The 16855-nt window shown below is 70.7% G+C and carries 13 protein-coding genes and 3 tRNA genes; 11 read left to right on the top strand and 5 right to left on the bottom strand.

Going from position 1 to position 16855, the window contains the following annotated elements; genetic code table 11:
- The first annotated feature begins 53 nt into the window (after positions 1–53).
- Together pheA and BJ959_RS06915 are read left to right on the top strand one after the other, a co-directional pair.
- Positions 54–1022: a prephenate dehydratase gene (gene pheA, locus BJ959_RS06920; RefSeq protein ID WP_153981411.1), complete on the top strand. Its 969-nt coding sequence runs from the start codon at positions 54–56 to the stop codon at positions 1020–1022.
- 8 nt (positions 1023–1030) lie between these two features.
- Entirely contained in the window at positions 1031–1504 is a 474-nt protein-coding gene (locus tag BJ959_RS06915) for a hypothetical protein (RefSeq protein ID WP_153981412.1), read from the top strand.
- A gap of 42 nt (positions 1505–1546) precedes the next feature.
- Here BJ959_RS06915 and BJ959_RS06910 read toward each other — a convergent pair whose 3' ends face one another.
- Positions 1547–2536 carry a diacylglycerol/lipid kinase family protein gene (locus BJ959_RS06910; RefSeq protein WP_153981413.1) on the bottom strand — a complete coding sequence of 330 codons (990 nt, stop codon included), beginning with the start codon at positions 2534–2536 and terminating at the stop codon, positions 1547–1549.
- A gap of 106 nt (positions 2537–2642) precedes the next feature.
- Between BJ959_RS06910 and serS the strand changes: the two genes are divergently transcribed.
- The 8 genes from serS to BJ959_RS06870 all read left to right on the top strand — a co-directional run bounded on the left by serS (position 2643) and on the right by BJ959_RS06870 (position 8558).
- Positions 2643–3908, top strand: a complete 1266-nt coding sequence (serS, locus tag BJ959_RS06905) for a serine--tRNA ligase (RefSeq protein ID WP_153981414.1) — start codon at positions 2643–2645, stop codon at positions 3906–3908.
- Positions 3905–4738: an HAD family hydrolase gene (locus BJ959_RS06900; protein WP_153981415.1), complete on the top strand. Its 834-nt coding sequence runs from the start codon at positions 3905–3907 to the stop codon at positions 4736–4738. Before serS ends, BJ959_RS06900 begins: the two co-directional genes overlap by 4 nt.
- Positions 4739–4856: 118 nt before the next feature.
- Positions 4857–4941, top strand: a tRNA-Ser gene (locus BJ959_RS06895).
- A gap of 31 nt (positions 4942–4972) precedes the next feature.
- Positions 4973–6283: an LCP family protein gene (locus BJ959_RS06890; protein WP_153981416.1), complete on the top strand. Its 1311-nt coding sequence runs from the start codon at positions 4973–4975 to the stop codon at positions 6281–6283.
- A gap of 75 nt (positions 6284–6358) precedes the next feature.
- Positions 6359–6448 (top strand) — tRNA-Ser (locus BJ959_RS06885).
- Positions 6449–6504: 56 nt separating this feature from the next.
- Positions 6505–6577: transfer RNA gene (locus tag BJ959_RS06880), tRNA-Arg, on the top strand.
- Between the two features lie 117 nt (positions 6578–6694).
- Positions 6695–7612 (top strand): pseudouridine-5'-phosphate glycosidase, encoded by a 918-nt coding sequence (locus BJ959_RS06875; protein ID WP_153981417.1) that lies wholly within the window; start codon positions 6695–6697, stop codon positions 7610–7612.
- A gap of 46 nt (positions 7613–7658) precedes the next feature.
- Positions 7659–8558 (top strand): PfkB family carbohydrate kinase, encoded by a 900-nt coding sequence (locus BJ959_RS06870; RefSeq protein WP_153981418.1) that lies wholly within the window; start codon positions 7659–7661, stop codon positions 8556–8558.
- Here the strand turns inward: BJ959_RS06870 and BJ959_RS06865 are convergent.
- From BJ959_RS06865 to BJ959_RS06855, 3 genes are all read right to left on the bottom strand, one after another.
- Complete coding sequence (locus tag BJ959_RS06865; protein WP_341799900.1) at positions 8515–9411, bottom strand: EamA family transporter; 897 nt, start codon at positions 9409–9411, stop codon at positions 8515–8517. The genes BJ959_RS06870 and BJ959_RS06865 overlap by 44 nt on opposite strands.
- Positions 9412–9560: 149 nt before the next feature.
- Positions 9561–9932: a hypothetical protein gene (locus BJ959_RS06860; protein ID WP_153981420.1), complete on the bottom strand. Its 372-nt coding sequence runs from the start codon at positions 9930–9932 to the stop codon at positions 9561–9563.
- 166 nt (positions 9933–10098) lie between these two features.
- Positions 10099–11463, bottom strand: a complete 1365-nt coding sequence (locus BJ959_RS06855) for a cryptochrome/photolyase family protein (protein ID WP_153981421.1) — start codon at positions 11461–11463, stop codon at positions 10099–10101.
- A gap of 123 nt (positions 11464–11586) precedes the next feature.
- Here BJ959_RS06855 and BJ959_RS06850 point away from each other — a divergent pair, with 123 nt between their 5' ends.
- Entirely contained in the window at positions 11587–12669 is a 1083-nt protein-coding gene (locus tag BJ959_RS06850) for an IS110 family RNA-guided transposase (protein WP_183321837.1), read from the top strand.
- 299 nt (positions 12670–12968) lie between these two features.
- Here the strand turns inward: BJ959_RS06850 and rpoC are convergent, their stop codons facing one another.
- Entirely contained in the window at positions 12969–16823 is a 3855-nt protein-coding gene (rpoC, locus tag BJ959_RS06845) for a DNA-directed RNA polymerase subunit beta' (protein ID WP_153983057.1), read from the bottom strand.
- Positions 16824–16855 lie beyond the last annotated feature (32 nt).

Genomic DNA, 16855 nt, shown 5'->3' with positions numbered 1-16855 from the left:
CCATCCAACCACCGCGCGGCGACGGCGGGATGCTCCGCCGTAGACTGCCGAGCATGACGAGCCCGGCCGCCGCCACCCCGGAGTCTTCCGCCCGCAGGTACAGCTACCTGGGCCCGGCCGGCACCTTCACCTGGCAGGCGCTCGGGCAGGTGCCCGAGGCCGTCGGCGCCGAGTGGCACCCGGTCAGCAACGTCGGCGAGGCCCTCGACGACGTGGTTGCCGGGCGCAGCGTCGCGGCGATGATCGCGGTTGAGAACTCCGTCGAGGGCGGGGTGAGTGCGACCCAGGATGCGCTCGCGACGATCCCGGGCCTGCGCATCATCGGGGAGTACCTCGTTCCGGTCACCTTCAGCCTGGTCGCACCGCGCGGGGTGACCCTTGGTGACGTGCGGGTGGTGGCCGCGCATCCCGTTGCCTACGCGCAGTGCCGCCGCTGGCTCGAGAGCGCGCTGCCCACTCACGGTCACGTGCCCGCCGCGTCGAACGTCGCCGCCCCGCTGAGCCTGCTCGAGCCCGGGTCGGTCGCCCAGGCGGCCATCGCCCCCGCGGGCATCACGACCCTGCACGACCTCGACGAGCTCGCGACCGGCATCGGCGACAACGCGAACGCCGTCACGCGCTTCGTGCTCGTGAGCCGCAGCCGGGCGATCCCGCCGCGCACGGGCGCCGACAAGACGAGCATCATCGCCGAGCTGCCCGACGACGCCCCGGGCCGCCTGCTCGAGATGCTCGAGCAGTTCGCCACGCGCGGCGTCAACATGAGCCTCATCGAGTCCCGACCGATCGGCGACGCCCTCGGGCGCTACCGGTTCGTCATCGACCTCGACGGACACGTGCACGACGAGCGCGTGGCCGACGCGCTGCTCGGCCTGCGCCGCTTCAGCCCCAACGTCATCTTCCTGGGCTCGTACCCGCGCGCCGACGCCCGCCAGATCGAGGTCGTCTCGCAGTACGGCGACGACGTCTTCACGGATGCGCGCGACTGGTTGCGCGCGATCCTCAGCGGCGAGCCCGAGGGGTAGGGGCGCCGATGGCGGAGAACTGGACCAGCGCCCTCCTCCCGATCATCACGCTCGTGTTGGGAGCTGTGCTGACCTTCCTTGCCGAGTCGATCCGGCACCGCACCGAGCGACGTGAGCGGCTCCAGGACGCACTCACGGCACGAAGGGCCGACGCCGCAACAGCCTTTATCGATGCCGCACATGAGTCGGCGCACCTCCTCGGCCGGATGACGCCGGGCTGTCCGAACCCGCTTCCGCTGGATGAAGATAAGTACTGGTTGATCGACAGTGCGGTTGCTGCGCGCCTCAACGATCTCGCCCTCGTCGCTTCATCCCCGTCGCTTGCCGCCGCCCGCGCATTGCATGGGGCACTTCAAGGGTTCCGAGCATCGGTGATGTCGGGGATCACCTACGGATCGAATGAGTACTGGTCGGCATACGCTCCGGTGAGGGCGGCGCGGACCGCATTCATCGATGCGTCCCGTGCAGACATCGTCGGCTGAGTGAACTCGTCGCGGGTTTCGGCTCCGGCGTGACGCCCGCCGTCACCTCTCGCGAGGAACCCGCACCACGAGCGCGGCCGGCGCGACCCGCACCGCGATCGCGGTGACCTCCCCCATCGCCTCGCCGTCGATCTCGAACTCCTCGGCGCGGTCGAAGCGCAGGGTCATCCGCCGCCCCTGGAAGTAGCGCAGGGCGCGCACGCGCTTATCGGCGGCCATGATGCGACGGCCCATCTTCGTCCGCTGTAGAACCCCGTTCTCCCACGCCACGGCGTAGCCCACCCGCATCCAGCCCCACAGGTTGCGCGGGCGCATCGCCACGACGTCGAGCAGGCCATCGTCGATCTCGGCCTCGGGGAGCAGCAGCACGCCGCCGGGCAGGGTGCCGCAGTTGCCGATGAGCAGGGTGTGCACGGTCGTGGCGCGCTCGGGGCTGCCGTCGAGCGTGTAGCGCACGCGCACGGCGTCGACGTCGCGCACGATGCGCGCGGTCGCCTCGACGTAGGCGAGCCAGCCGACGCGCCTCTTCAGCTCGGGGTTGGTCGCGCTGATCATCTTCGCGTCGAGACCGATGCCGACCATGACGACGAAGGCGTGCCGCTCGCGCGCCCCGCCCGCGCGGGTGATCTCCGCGAGCCCCACATCGATGGCGTGGTCGACGCCGGTGAAGGCGGTGCTCACCGACTCGGCCATCCGGCCCATGGGCAGGCTGAGGTTGCGCGCGAGCAGGTTGCCCGTGCCCGACGGAACGAGGGCGAGCGGGATGCCCGAGTCGAGCATCCCCTCGGCGACCGCCCGCACGGTGCCGTCGCCGCCGGCCGCGATGACGACGGTCGCACCTGCCGCGACGGCCTCGCGCGCCCGGCCCTGGCCGGGGTCGTCGACGCTCGTCTCGAGCCAGAGCGACGGAGCCCAGCCGGCCTCCTGCTCGGCGGCCTCGACCGCCGCACGCAGAGCGGTCTCGTCGACCTTCACAGGGTTGACGATCACCGCGGCACGGGCGCGATCGGGTGCGCCGCCGGGGCTGGTCATGGCGCCAGGGTAGAGCATCGCGCCCAGCGCGCGCCGAGGTTCTCTCGCCCTCTCTCGCCCCTTCTGAGCCCCCGGCGTCAGCCCGTGCGCGTGCCAGACTAGAGGCGTGATCGACCCCCAGCTGCTGCGCGAGAATCCCGACATCGTCCGACGCTCGCAGCGCGCGAGGCGAGCGGATGCGGAGCTCGTCGACGCCGCCATCGAGGCCGACCGGCGCCGGCGCGAGGCCATCGCCGCCTTCGAGGCCCTGCGCGCCGAGCAGAACGCCCACGGCAAGCTCGTCGCGGCCGCGCCGAAGGAGGAGAAGGCCGCTCTGGTCGCCCAGGCGCAGCAGCTCGCTGCCGACGTGAAGTCCGCTCAGGCCGTGGCGACCGAGGCCGAGGCGCGCTTCGAGGAGGTCGCGGGGGGCATCCCGAACGTCATCATCGACGGCGTGCCGGAGGGCGGCGAGGACGACTTCGTGACCCTGCGCGAGGTCGGCGACAAGCCCGTCTTCGACTTCGAGCCGCGCGACCATCTGGCGCTCGGCGAGCTGCTCGATGCGATCGACATGCCGCGCGGCGTGAAGGTCTCGGGGGCGCGCTTCTACTTCTTGAAGGGCGTCGGCGCCCGCCTCGAGCTGGCGCTCATGAACTACGCCCTCGACACGGCCCTCGAGGCCGGGTTCGTCCCGCTGATCACCCCGACGCTCGTCAAGCCGGAGGTCATGCGCGGCACTGGGTTCCTCGGCGCGCACGCCGACGAGATCTACTACCTGCCCGATGACGAGCTCTACCTGACGGGCACGAGCGAGGTCGCCCTCGCCGGCTACCACGCCGACGAGATCGTCGACGTGAGCGGCGGCCCGCTGCGGTACGCCGGCTGGTCGACCTGCTACCGCCGCGAGGCCGGCAGCTACGGCAAGGACACCCGCGGGATCATCCGGGTGCACCAGTTCCAGAAGCTCGAGATGTTCAGCTACATCGCGCCCGACGACGCCGAAGCCGAGCACGAGCGCCTGCTGGCGATGCAGGAGGGCATGCTGCAGTCGCTGGGCCTCGCCTACCGCGTGATCGACACGGCCGCCGGCGACCTCGGCTCGAGCGCCGCCCGCAAGTTCGACGTCGAGGCCTGGGTGCCGACGCAGGGCGCCTACCGCGAGCTGACGAGCACGAGCAACTGCACGACCTTCCAGGCCCGGCGTCTCGGCGTGCGGTTCCGGGGCGAGGGCGGCAAGACCGCCCCGGTCGCGACCCTGAACGGCACGCTCGCCACGACCCGCTGGCTCGTCGCCCTTCTCGAGACGCACCAGCGCGCCGACGGCTCGGTCGTCGTGCCCGCCCCGCTGCGCCCCTACCTGCGCGGCCTCGAGGTGCTGGAGCCCGTGGGATGACCGGGCAGGACCTGACAGCGCAGCGCCCGGCGGGCACGAAGCTCATCGCCCTCGACATCGACGGCACCGTGCTGCACGAGGACGGCACGCTGCCCGACGCGGCGCTCGCCGAGGTGCACCGCCTGCGTGACGCCGGCCACGAGGTCATGCTCGCCACCGGCCGCTCGGTCGCCATGACCCTGCCCGTGCTCGATCGGCTCGACATCACCCCGGCCTATGTCGTCGCCTCGAACGGCGCGATCCTCCTCAAGCGCGACCCCGACGCCCCGACCGGCTACCGGCGTCACCACGTCGAGACCTTCGATCCGACCGAGGTGCTCACGAGCATCCGGCCGCACCTCAAGCACGCAAATTACGCCGTGGAGGACGAGACCGGCCTGTACCGCTACACCGGCTGGTTCCCCGACGGGGCGCTCGGCGCGGTCAGCGAGGAGGTGCCGTTCGAGCAGCTGTGCGCCGAGCCCGCCACCCGCGTCGTCGTCATCTCGCCCGGACACGCGATGGACGAGTTCCTCGCCGCGGTCGAGCTTATGGGCCTCCACCAGGTCAGCTACAACGTCGGCTGGACGGCGTGGCTCGACATCGCGCCCGACGGCGTGAACAAGTCGACGGCGCTCGAGCGCGTGCGCACGGCCCTGGGCATCCCGGGCGAGGACGTCGTCGCGATCGGCGACGGGCGCAACGACATTGAGATGCTCTCCTGGGCCGCGGCTCTGGGTGGCCGTGGCATCGCGATGGGGCAGGCGCCGGAGGAGGTGCGCGCCGTGGCCTCTGAGTCGACGGCGCGCGACACCGACGACGGACTGGCGAAGGCCCTCGCGACGGTCTGACCGGATGCTCGGGAGTGCGGCCCTGTCGGATGCCCATCGGGGCTTCTTGGGCAACGCATAGTCGCCCCATCCGGACTCGGTGAGGCCTCGTCGGCTAGACTGGAGGACTGATGTCCAAGGAGGGCTGTCCGAGCGGCCGATGGAGCCAGTCTTGAAAACTGGTGGGCAGCAATGTCTCGTGGGTTCGAATCCCACGCCCTCCGCTCGTGACCACCCGATGTTGAGGGGGTACCCATGTCGGAGCCGGTCCGCGATCGCGCGACGCGCTCGCTTCCGACGGCGGCCGTCCGTCACGGTCGGCAGCGCCGTTCGCGCGCCATCACGACGATCCTGACGACCGTCGCCGCCGCTCTCGCGGTGGTCATGGTGAGCACCGTCTCGGTCGGCGCGATCGCCGTCGCCCAGCTCAACGCGAACATCGACTACGTCGACCTCGCCGTGGCCGAGGGTCAGGAGGAGCGCGTCATCCCCACCATCGGTGAGTGGGAGGGCGGCTTCAACGTCATGCTCGTCGGCATCGACAACGACGGCAAGCAGGGCGACGCGGCCGATCGCGGTGGATCGGTGCTCAACGACGTGAACATCCTCGTCCACGTGGCGGAGGACAAGCAGTCGGCTGTCGCCATCAGCTTCCCGCGCGACCTCGTCGTGCCGATCCCGTCGTGCCCGCGCCCCGATGGCACGAGCTCGTTCGCCATGTCAGCGCAGCCCATCAACGTCGCCTACTCCTACGGAGGCCTGGGCTGCGTCGTCCTCACCGTCGAGGCCCTCACCGGGCTGACGATCCCGTACGCCGGCACCATCTCGTTCACCGGGGTCGCTCGCATGTCGTCGGCGGTCGGTGGCGTCGAGGTCTGCGTCGACGGCCCGATCAACGACCGTCTCACCGGCCTCAAGTTCCCCGCGGCGGGCAACTACACCGTCGAGGGCTACCAGGCGCTCGCGTTCCTTCGCACGCGCTACGGCGTCGGTGACGGCAGCGACCTCGGCCGTATCAGCTCGCAGCAGGTCTACCTCTCGTCGCTCATCCGCAAGGTGCAGAACGAGGGCGTGCTGACCGACTTCACGAAGCTGTACGGACTCGCGCAGGTCGCCAGTTCGTCGATGCAGCTCTCCCGTACGCTCACCCCGGACGCGATGGTGTCGATGGCCCAGGCCCTCCGCGACATCCCGACGGAGAACATCGTCTTCGTGCAGTACCCGACGCGCTACGGCCAGGCCCCGCCCTACCTCGGCAAGGTGGAGCCGCTGCGCGACCAGGCCGCGGCGATCTTCGACCGCATCAAGGCCGGCAAGCCGTTCACGCTCGACGGCGACAGCACGGGCGTCGGGTCGAACCTGAACCCGAACGCTCCCTCGGCGGAGCCGACGCCGGAGGCGACGCCCACCGAGGAGCCGCGGCCGCCGAAGAACGGCAAGGTCGAGCCCGAGCCGACGGCTGAGCCCACGGTGCCGCCCGTCGGGCCGACTGAGGAGCCCGACAAGGTGTCGGGCCTCCAGGGTCAGACCGCCGCCGACTTCACCTGCTCTCGCGCGAACAACTAGGAACCGCCCTCCCTGGGGGGCTGGATCGCGCGTGCCCGCGCCCCGGCTGCTGCCGGTATAGTGGAGCGCGCATCAGGAGACGTCGCATAGTCCGGTCGAGTGCACCACCCTGCTAAGGTGGAGACCCCGTTTAGGGGTCCGAGGGTTCAAATCCCTCCGTCTCCGCGGAAAGAGCCGCACAGCGCTGCTGGTAGGCTTATCCGGTTCGCCTCGGCGAGCATGCGCCCGTAGCTCAATGGATAGAGCATCTGACTACGGATCAGAAGGTTAGGGGTTCGAGTCCCTTCGGGCGCGCGATCAGCCCCCCGTCTCCGACGGGGGGCTTCGTCGTTCCCGGGCCCGAGCGGTGTGCTCCCTCCGGGCGCGCATCGGCGCACCGCGGCGGCACCGTGCGGGCGCTAGCCTGGCTCGGTGACCATTCTGCACCTCTCCGACGAGGTCGCCTCCGCCCTCGCGGATGCCCGCCCCGTCGTCGCTCTCGAGTCCACGATCATCAGCCACGGGCTGCCCCGGCCGCGCAACCTCGAGGCCGCGCGCGAGTTCGAGGCGATCCTGCGCGACCAGGGGGTCACCCCCGCCACGATCGCCGTGCTGGACGGCGTCGCCCACGTCGGGCTCGACGACGAGGGTGTGCGCCGCATCGCGGAGGAGGACCTCGCGAAGGCGAGCGTGCGCGACCTGCCGATCCTCGCGGCCCGCGCGGCGAGCGGCGCGACCACGGTCGCGGCCACCGCGCATCTCGCGGCCAAGGCGGGCATCCGGGTCTTCGCGACCGGCGGCCTCGGCGGCGTGCACCGCGGTGCGAGCGAGACCTTCGACGAGTCGGCCGACCTCTCGACGCTGGCCGTCACCCCGATCACGGTCGTGTCGGCGGGCGTGAAGAGCGTGCTCGACATCGCGGCGACCCTCGAGCGCCTCGAGACCTACTCGGTGCCGGTGGTCGGCCTCGGCACGACGATCTTCCCGAGTTTCTGGCTGCGCGAGAGCGACTTCACCCTCGACTGGGCGGTCGACAGCCCGGAGCAGGTCGCCGACGTCATGGCCGCGCACGACGCGCTCGGTCACACGCAGGGCATCGTGGTGGCGAATCCGATCCCGGCCGAGAAGGCGTGGCAGCGCGACGAGCACGACCGCGTGCTGGCGACCGCGTTCGCCGAGGCCGAGGCCCAGGGCATCCGCGGCAAGGCGGTCACGCCGTTCCTGCTCGGCCGCATCGTCGAGCTCAGCGATGGCCGCAGCCTCGAGGTGAACCTCGACCTCGCGCGCAACAACGTCACCGTGGCCGGCCGCATCGCCACCGCGTGGGCCGCCCGCGCGGCGCGGGCCTGACCCCGATGCGCGGTGTCGGCGGTCGGGGTCTGACGGAGCCGGCGCCGTGATCGGTCGTCGCGCCCTGGTGGTCGGCGACGTGATCGACGACATCATCGTCGTGCCCGAGGGGCCGATCCGGCCCGACACCGACACGACGGCGAGCATCACGCGGCATCCGGGCGGCAGTGCGGGCAACACGGCCGCGTGGCTCGCCTGGCTGGGCACCCCGGTCGACGTGGTGGGCCGGGTCGCCGCGGGCGATGTCGAGCGTCACGCGGCGGTCTTCCGCGCGCTCGGCGCGACGCCGCATCTGCAGGCCGACGCCCACCGCCCCACGGGCACCATCGTGATCGTCGTCGGCGAGGAGACCCGGACGATGCTCACCGACCGCGGCGCGAACGCGGGTCTCGATGCGGGCGCCATCGATGATGCGCTGCTGCGGGGAGCGGGCGTGCTGCACCTCACCGGCTACAGCCTCTTCGACGCCTTCTCGCTCGATGACCTCGCCGCGCTCACCGCCCGAGCGCGGGCGGCAGGAGCGACGGTGACCTTCGACCCGGGCTCGACCGGCTTCATCGCGGACTACGGGGTCGAGCGGTTCCGCCAGGCGCTCTCGCACATCGACGTGCTGCTGCCGAACCTCGACGAGGGACGCCTGCTGTCGGGGTGCGACGATCGCGCGGCGGTCGTGGATGCCCTGCTCGAGTACTGCCTGGCCGTCGTGCTCACCGGCGGGCGAGATTCGGTGCTCGTCGCCCGCCGCGGTGATGCGGTTGTCGAGGTGCCGGTCGCGGCGCAGCGCGCGGTCGATCCGACCGGCGCCGGAGACGCCTTCACCGCCGGGTTGATCGACGCCCTGCTGCGCGGCTCGACGCTGGTCGACGCGGCGGGCGCCGGCGTGCGCTGCGCGGGTGTCGCCGTCATGCAGGCGGGCGGGCGACCGCCGGGGGCCGCCGACCGCTGAGCACCGCTCCGACGCTGGCCGCGATCACGGCCGCGATGGCGATCAGCTGCACGGGCGAGAGCAGCTGGCCGAGGACGAGCAGCCCCGCAAGCGCGGCCACCGCCGGCCCGAGGCTCGATAGCACCCCGAAGACGCGCGTCGGCATCGACTTCAGGGCGATGAACTCGAGCACGTAGGGCACGACCGAGGTCATGATGGCGATGCCGATGAAGGCGAGCAGCAGCCAGGGGACCGCGGCGACGGCGGTCGTTGCCGGTGCCGCGCCGAGCGGCGCCACGATGAGGGCGGCGACGACCATGGCGACGGCGAGCGCGTCGACCCCGCGAGCGCGCGGCCCGAGCCGCGCCGACGCCACGATGTAGAGCGCCCAGAATGCGGCGGCGCCCGCCGCGGCGAGCACGCCCACCAGGGCCAGCCCGCCGTCGGAGCGCTCGAGCCCGAGGAGCAGGACGCCGGCGCCGGCGAGAGCCACCCACAGCAGGTCGCGCGCCCGTCGCGTGCCGGCGACCGCGACGGCGAGCGGGCCGAGCAGCTCGATCGTCACGGCCACGCCGATCGGGATGCTCGCGATCGCGAGGTAGATGAGCACGTTCATGCCGCCGAGGCCGAGGCCGAGCATCCCGACCCCGAACCAGGTGCGACGGTCCCACCCGGCCACGCGGGGGCGGATGACCGCGAGCAGGATCACCGCCGCCAGCACCAGACGCAGCGCGGCGGCGCCGAGCGGACCGGCCTGCGCGAAGAGGGTGCCGGCGAGGGCGTTGCCGAACTGCACGCTGAGGATCGCCAGGACGGCGAGCAGCACGGGGTTCACGGGCCCCGCGCGGGTGGGCTCCGGGGGCGTGGGGGGCACGAGTGCGAGCATCGCACACTCGGGGGCCGGAGCCGCACGCGCGGCTGCCCGCCCCGCGAACGTGAGCGGCCCGCGACGCTGTCAGCAGCGGTCGCGGGCCGTTCCGGCTTCTCGGTCGGCCACCCCCCTGACGAGGCCGACCGGGTGCGTCAGTCGTTCGAGGCGGGGCTCACGGGCGACGGCACCGAGGCGGGCGAGACCGGCGAGGCCGGGGTCGGGGGCGTCACGGGCGACACCGGGCTCACGGCCGAGGCGACGGTGACCGGGGTCGCGGGGGTGATCGGGCTGGGGCTGGCGCTGGAGCTGGGCTCCGGGGTCACGATGCTGTCGCTCGTGACCGTGAAGTCGAGCGGCACCGTCGCCTTGGTGTCGTCACCGGGCACGGTGATGCCGGGCACCTCGATGTTGGTGGTGCCGGCGACCAGCGGGATGGCGTTGGCGGTGCTGACGGCACCCGCCGCGACGACGCCGAGGCCGAGGGCTCCGGCGGCTCCGATGGCGATCCAGTTCTTCGCGTCCATGAGGGTGATCCTTTCCGATGGTTCTGGTGGCTGTGGGGGAGGGGCCGGATGCGGATCCGTCCTCCGTGTTGCCTTCATCGTGCCGAGCGCGCATGAGACCAGCAGGAGGCTTCCGTGAGAGGACTCTCATCTTCCGGGGCCTTGTGGCGCGGCCCCCCCGCCCGGCTCAGGCCTGCTTCGCCGCCTTCACGACCTCGTACGCGGCCAGTGCCGCGGTGCGCGAGGCGGCGAGGTCGACGATCGGGCGCGGGTAGGCCCCGGTTCCGAGCTCGGGCACCCACTGCCGCACGTAGGCCTGGTCGGGGTCGAACCGCTCGGCCTGCAGAACGGGGTTGAAGACGCGGAAGTACGGTGCCGCATCCGCCCCCGACCCCGCGACCCACTGCCAGCTGGCCGCATTGCTGGCCTCGTCGGCGTCGACCAGGGTGTCCCAGAACCACGCCTCGCCGACCCGCCAGTCGATGAGCAGGTTCTTCGTCAGCAGCGAAGCCACGATCATGCGCACCCGGTTGTGCATCCAGCCGGAGGTCCAGAGCTGGCGCATGCCCGCATCGACGAGCGGGATACCCGTCATGCCTCGCCGCCAGGCCTCGAGCACGGCGGGATCGGGTGCCTGCCACGGGAAGGCGTCGAAGTCGCGGCGCACGTTCTCGGTCGCGATCGACGGCTGATGGAAGAGGATGCTGTACGAGAACTCGCGCCAGCCGATCTCGCTGAGGAACTTCGGCCGGTTCGCGATCGCCGCCGGGGCGAGCGGACCGCGCAGCCGCGCCCACACCTGGTGCGGGCTCAGCTCGCCGAAGCGCAGGTGCGGGCTGAGCCGGCTGGTCGCCTCGATACCGGGCTCGTCGCGCCGGTGGTAGAGCGGCAGCCCGTGCTCGACGAAGTGCTCCAGGCGAGCGTGGGCACCTTGCTCGCCTGGGGTCCAGGCCGCGCGCAGCCCCGCCGCCCAGTCGGGGCGGGTGGGCAGGAGCGCCCAGGTGTCCAGGTCGTCGCTGGCCACCGCGAGGCCCTCGATGCGCTCGGGGGGCTGTAGGGGCGCGCGCGGGTCGTCGCCCGCGAGGCACGCCCGCCAGAACGGGGTGAAGACCTTGTAGGGGTCGCCGGCCCCGGTGGTTATGGTCCACGGCTCGAACAGCAGCGAGGCCCCGAAGCTCTGCACGTCGAGGCCGTCGGCGCGCAGGCGCGACTTCAGCTCCGCATCCACCTCGCGCAGCGCCCCATACCGGCGGTTCCAGTAGACGGCGCCCGCGCCGCTCTCGGCGACGAGCTGCGGGATGACCGTTCCGGCCGCCCCGCGTCGCAGCGTGAGGTGGGCGCCCCGGTCGGCGAGCTCGGCCGCGAGAGCGGCGAGGCTGCCGTGCAGCCACCAGCGGCTCGCGCCGCCGAGCGGGCGGGCTCCCGGCGACTCCTCGTCGAGCAGATACAGCACGACGACGGGCCCACCGCGATCGACGGCCGCGCTCAGCGCGGGGTTGTCGGCGACGCGCAGATCGTCGCGCAGCCACACGATGCTGGGGGTGGAGGGCATGAGGGTCACGCTAGACGATATGGGTCTTCGGTCTGGTTCTTGAGGCTGGGGCCTCGATTCGCGTATTCGTGGGTTGCCAGCCGTTGAGGGCTGGCCTGTCCACCAGGCGAATGGAGGCCCCAGTTGAGAATCCAGCGTACGAGCGTCGGTCTGGACGTGCACGCCCGCAGCGTCGTGGGATGCGCGATCGACGAGGACACTGGGGAAGTGATCCGTCACCGTTTCGGCTACGACCCCGCGGCAGTGCTGGAGTGGGTGCGGAGCCTGCCGCAGCCGGCAGCGGTGACGTATGAGGCCGGGCCGACCGGGTTCGCTCTGGCCCGCTTGTTCACCGCCGCAGGCATCGAGTGCCTCGTGGCGGCGCCGTCGAAGTTGCAGCGCCCGGTCGGGGAGCGAGTCAAGACCGACGCCAGGGACGCGATGCATTTGGCAAGACTGCTGCGACTGGGAGAGATCGTCGCGGTTGCCGTGCCCACGATCGAGCAGGAAACCGCACGCGACCTGGTGCGAGCACGAGAGGACAATCGGGGTGAGCTGATGGCTGCACGGCATCGGCTCTCGAAGCTGCTGTTGCGCCACGGGATCATCTATGACGGCAAGCAGGCGTGGACCGGCGCGCATGATGCCTGGCTGCGCCGGCAAAGGTTCGACCATCCCGGACTGCAGGCCGCGTTCGATGCCGACTACGAAGCAGTGCAGCAGGTGCGCGCCCGCAAAGACCGACTCGACGCGATCATCGAGCAGATGGCCGCGACCAGCAACTACGCGCCCGTGGTGCGACGCCTGGGGTGCTTGCGCGGGATCTCGACCTTGACCGGGTTCGGCCTCGCGGTCGAGATCGGCAACTGGGAGCGCTTCACCGGATCCAGCATCGGCGCGTTCGTCGGGCTGGTGCCCTCAGAGCACTCCTCCGGACAGTCACGCTCGCAAGGCTCGATCACCAAGACCGGCAACACTCACGCCCGCCGCCTGCTGGTCGAGGCCGCCTGGCATCACCGCAAACCCTATCGGCCCGGAGCGGTGATGCAGGCCCGGTGGGCTGCCGCGCCCAGCCTCGCCGTGTCCCGCGGCGACGACGGCAACCGGCGCCTGCATCAGAAATGGCAGCACTTCACCGCACGCAAGAAGCGGCCCACGATCGCGAACGTCGCCATCGCCCGCGAGCTCGCCGGCTGGTGCTGGTCCCTGGCTGTGATGCCCGACTGACCTGGGCCCCCTGACCGGTCGGTTCAGACGGCAGGTGACGGCAGCGCGAGGAGCGACCCGCGGAACAGCTATGAGCAGCCCGCCCGAAGGGCAGGCGACGCTCGATCCTAGACAAGCGGAACCGCTCCAGCCGAACAGCACGTCCTGCGGTAACCAACCCGCGCATATCAGTCTGACCGCGCGTCGCCCACGACACGCACGACACCCACACCGCCCGCGCCGACCACACGAAAGAGCGCCCGAAGCATGATCACTCCGGGCGCTCTTTCCCCTGCCACTTGACAGGAATCAGTCACATATCAGCTGTAGGTGCCGCCCGAGCCGCTGAAATCGTCGCTCGAGAAGGTGTCGAAGTCGACGAACGACAGGTCGGCCTCGCTGAAGTCGCCGTCGGACGCGAAGATGCGGTTCGGGTAGCGCTCCGCCTTCGCCTCCTCCGTGGCCTCGACCGTCACATTGCGGTACGCGGGCAGACCGGTACCGGCCGGGATCAGCTTGCCGATGATCACGTTCTCCTTCAGGCCGAGCAGCGGGTCGCGCTTGCCCTCCATCGCGGCCTGCGTGAGCACGCGGGTGGTCTCCTGGAAGGAGGCCGCCGACAGCCACGACTCGGTCGCGAGAGACGCCTTGGTGATACCCATGACCTCCTGGCGGGCCGAGGCGGTCTTCTTGCCCTCGGCCAGCGCGGCACGGTTGATCTGGTTGTACCGCGAGCGGTCGACCAGCTCACCCGGCAGCAGCTCGGTCTCGCCGTGGTCGACGACGGTGACCTTGCGCAGCATCTGGCGCACGATGACCTCGAGGTGCTTGTCGTGGATCGGCACACCCTGCGAGCGGTAGACCCCCTGCACGCCCTCGACGAGGTGCTGCTGCACGGCGCGGACGCCCTTGACGCGCAGCACCTCCTTCGGGTCGACGGTGCCGGCGAAGATCTGGTGGCCCAGCTCGACGTGCTGGCCGTCCTCGACCTGCAGAGTGGCGCGCTTGGAGACCGTGTACGCCACCTCCTCGTCACCGTTGTCGGGCGTGAGGATCACCTTCAGCTGGGCGCCCGCATCCTCGATGCGGATGCGACCGGCGCTCTCGGCGATCGGGCTCGCCCCCTTCGGAGTGCGGGCCTCGAACAGCTCGGTCACGCGCGGCAGACCCTGGGTGATGTCGGCCGCCGAGGCCGAACCACCGGTGTGGAAGGTGCGCATGGTGAGCTGGGTGCCGGGCTCGCCGATCGACTGGGCGGCGATGATGCCGACCGCCTCGCCGAGGTCGACGCGCTGACCGGTGGCCAGCGAGCGGCCGTAGCAGGCGGCGCAGACGCCGACAGCCGACTCACACGTGAGCACCGAGCGGACCTTGATCTCGCTGACGCCCGCCGACACCAGGGTGTCGATGAGCACGTCGCCGACGTCGGCGCCGGCCTCGGCCACGACCTCGCCCGACGCGTTGACCGCGTCAGCGGCGAGCGTGCGCGCGAAGACCAGGTTCTCGACGTTGTCGTCGCGGACCCAGGTGCCGTCGATCTCGTGCGCGATGGTGAAGTCGAGGCCCTTGCTCGTGCCGCAGTCCTCCTCGCGGATGATGACGTCCTGCGCCACGTCCACCAGACGACGGGTCAGGTAGCCCGAGTCGGCCGTGCGCAGAGCGGTGTCGGCGAGACCCTTGCGGGCACCGTGGGTGGCGATGAAGTACTCCGCCACCGACAGGCCCTCGCGGTACGAGTTGATGATCGGGCGGGCGATGATCTCACCGCGCGGGTTCGACACCAGACCGCGCATACCGGCGATGTTGCCGACCTGCAGCCAGTTGCCTCGGGCGCCCGAGGTGACCATGCGGTTGATGGTGTTGTCGACCGGGAAGTTGGCGCGCATCTCGTCGTTGACGGCCTTCGTGCCCTCCGTCCAGAGCTCGACGAGCTCGCGACGCCGCTCGTCGTCGGTCATGAGGCCCTTGTCGAACTGCGACTGGATCTTCGCGGCCTTCTTCTCGTACTCGGCGACGATCTGCTTCTTCTTCGGAGGGCTGAGCACGTCGCTCAGCGCCACCGTGACGCCCGATCGGGTCGCCCAGTAGAAGCCGGCGTCCTTGACCTTGTCGAGGGTCGCGGCCACGACCGTCTTCGGGTACCGCTCGGCCAGGTCGTTGACGATCTGCGAGATGGTGCCCTTGTCAGCGACGGCGTCGACGAACGGGTAGTCGGCCGGCAGCTGCTCGTTGAACAGCGCGCGACCCAGCGTGGTCTCGCGCAGCTCGCGCCCGTCGGCGAACTTCTCGCCGTAGAGGCGGATGCGCACCGTGGCGTTGAGGTGCAGCGAGCCCTGGTCCATGGCCATGATCGCCTCGGCGACCGACGAGAACGCGCGGCCCTCACCGGTGGCGCCCTCACGCACGGTCGTCAGGTGGTGCAGACCGATGATCATGTCCTGGGTCGGCACGGTCACCGGGCGGCCGTCGGACGGCTTGAGGATGTTGTTCGAGGCGAGCATCAGGATGCGGGCCTCGGCCTGAGCCTCCACCGACAGCGGGAGGTGCACGGCCATCTGGTCGCCGTCGAAGTCGGCATTGAACGCCGCGCAGACGAGCGGGTGCAGCTGGATGGCCTTACCCTCGACGAGCTGCGGCTCGAAGGCCTGGATGCCGAGACGGTGCAGGGTGGGCGCGCGGTTCAGCAGCACGGGGCGCTCGCGGATGATCTCCTCGAGCACGTCCCACACCTGTGGACGCGAACGCTCGACCATGCGCTTGGCGCTCTTGATGTTCTGCGCGTGGCCCAGATCGATGAGGCGCTTGATGACGAAGGGCTTGAAGAGCTCGAGCGCCATCAGCTTCGGCAGACCGCACTGGTGCAGCTTGAGCTGCGGGCCGACCACGATGACCGAACGGCCCGAGTAGTCGACGCGCTTGCCGAGCAGGTTCTGACGGAACCGGCCCTGCTTGCCCTTGAGCATGTCGCTGAGCGACTTGAGCGCGCGGTTGCCCGTGCCCGTGACCGGGCGGCCGCGGCGGCCGTTGTCGAACAGAGCGTCGACGGCCTCCTGCAGCATGCGCTTCTCGTTGTTGACGATGATCTCGGGAGCCCCGAGGTCGAGAAGGCGGCGCAGACGGTTGTTGCGGTTGATGACGCGGCGGTACAGGTCGTTCAGGTCGGAGGTCGCGAAGCGGCCGCCGTCGAGCTGCACCATCGGCCGGAGCTCCGGCGGGATCACCGGAACGACATCCAGCACCATCGCAGCCGGCGAGTTGCCGGTCTGCAGGAACGAGTTGACGACCTTAAGGCGCTTGATGGCGCGGATCTTCTTCTGACCCTTGCCGGTCGCGATCTGCTCGTGGAGCAGCTCGCTCTCGGCGGCGAGGTCGAAGGCCTCGAGGCGGCGCTTGATGGCCTCGGCACCCATGTGGGCCTCGAAGTACAGGCCGTAGCGGTCCTGGAGCTCCTGGAAGACGGCGTCCTCCGGCTTGAGGTCGCCCACCTTGAGAGTGCGGAAGTCCTCCCACACGCGCTCGAGCTGGCCGATCTGCTCGTCGAACGACTTGCGGAGCTGGGCCATCTCCTTCTCGCCGGCGTCCTTGACCTTGCGCTTCTGGTCGGCCTTGGCGCCCTCGGCCTCGAGCTCGGCGAGCTCGGTCTCGAGCTTCTGCAGGCGGGCGGCCACGGCGCTGTCGCGCTGGCCCTCCAGGGTCTTGATCTCGAGGCGCAGCTCGTTCTCGAGCCCGGGGAGGTCGGCGTGGCGACCCTCCTCGTCGACCGAGATCACCATGTAGGCGGCGAAGTAGATGACCTTCTCGAGGTCCTTCGGCGCCATGTCGAGCAGATAGCCGAGGCGGCTCGGCACACCCTTGAAGTACCAGATGTGCGTCACGGGGGCGGCGAGCTCGATGTGGCCCATGCGCTCGCGGCGGACGGAGGACTTGGTGACCTCCACGCCGCAGCGCTCACAGACGATGCCCTTGAAGCGGACCCGCTTGTACTTGCCGCACGAGCACTCCCAGTCGCGGGAGGGGCCGAAGATCTGCTCGCCGAAGAGGCCGTCCTTCTCGGGCTTCAGCGTGCGGTAGTTGATCGTCTCCGGCTTCTTGACCTCACCGTGCGACCAGCGACGGATGTCGTCGGCGGTCGCGAGGCCGATGCGGAGCTCATCGAAAGTCTTTGCGTCGAGCACAGATATCTCTTCTCTTGCGTGTTTTGCGTCAG

Source organism: Microcella frigidaquae, from assembly GCF_014200395.1.
In the GTDB taxonomy this organism is placed as follows: Bacteria; Actinomycetota; Actinomycetes; order Actinomycetales; family Microbacteriaceae; genus Microcella; species Microcella frigidaquae.
The sequence above is the reverse complement of the archived record's forward strand: the minus strand, read 5'-3'. Positions and strand labels throughout refer to the sequence as shown.

Bases quoted from the DNA above. Each gene is read 5' to 3' on its own strand.
- pheA (WP_153981411.1), top strand. From the start codon at position 54: ATGACGAGCCCGGCCGCCGCCACCCCGGAGTCTTCCGCCCGCAGGTAC.
- BJ959_RS06915 (WP_153981412.1), top strand. From the start codon at position 1,031: ATGGCGGAGAACTGGACCAGCGCCCTCCTCCCGATCATCACGCTCGTG.
- BJ959_RS06910 (WP_153981413.1), bottom strand. From the start codon at position 2,536: ATGACCAGCCCCGGCGGCGCACCCGATCGCGCCCGTGCCGCGGTGATC.
- BJ959_RS06890 (WP_153981416.1), top strand. From the start codon at position 4,973: ATGTCGGAGCCGGTCCGCGATCGCGCGACGCGCTCGCTTCCGACGGCG.
- BJ959_RS06860 (WP_153981420.1), bottom strand. From the start codon at position 9,932: ATGGACGCGAAGAACTGGATCGCCATCGGAGCCGCCGGAGCCCTCGGC.
- BJ959_RS06855 (WP_153981421.1), bottom strand. From the start codon at position 11,463: ATGCCCTCCACCCCCAGCATCGTGTGGCTGCGCGACGATCTGCGCGTC.
- BJ959_RS06900 (WP_153981415.1), top strand. From the start codon at position 3,905: ATGACCGGGCAGGACCTGACAGCGCAGCGCCCGGCGGGCACGAAGCTC.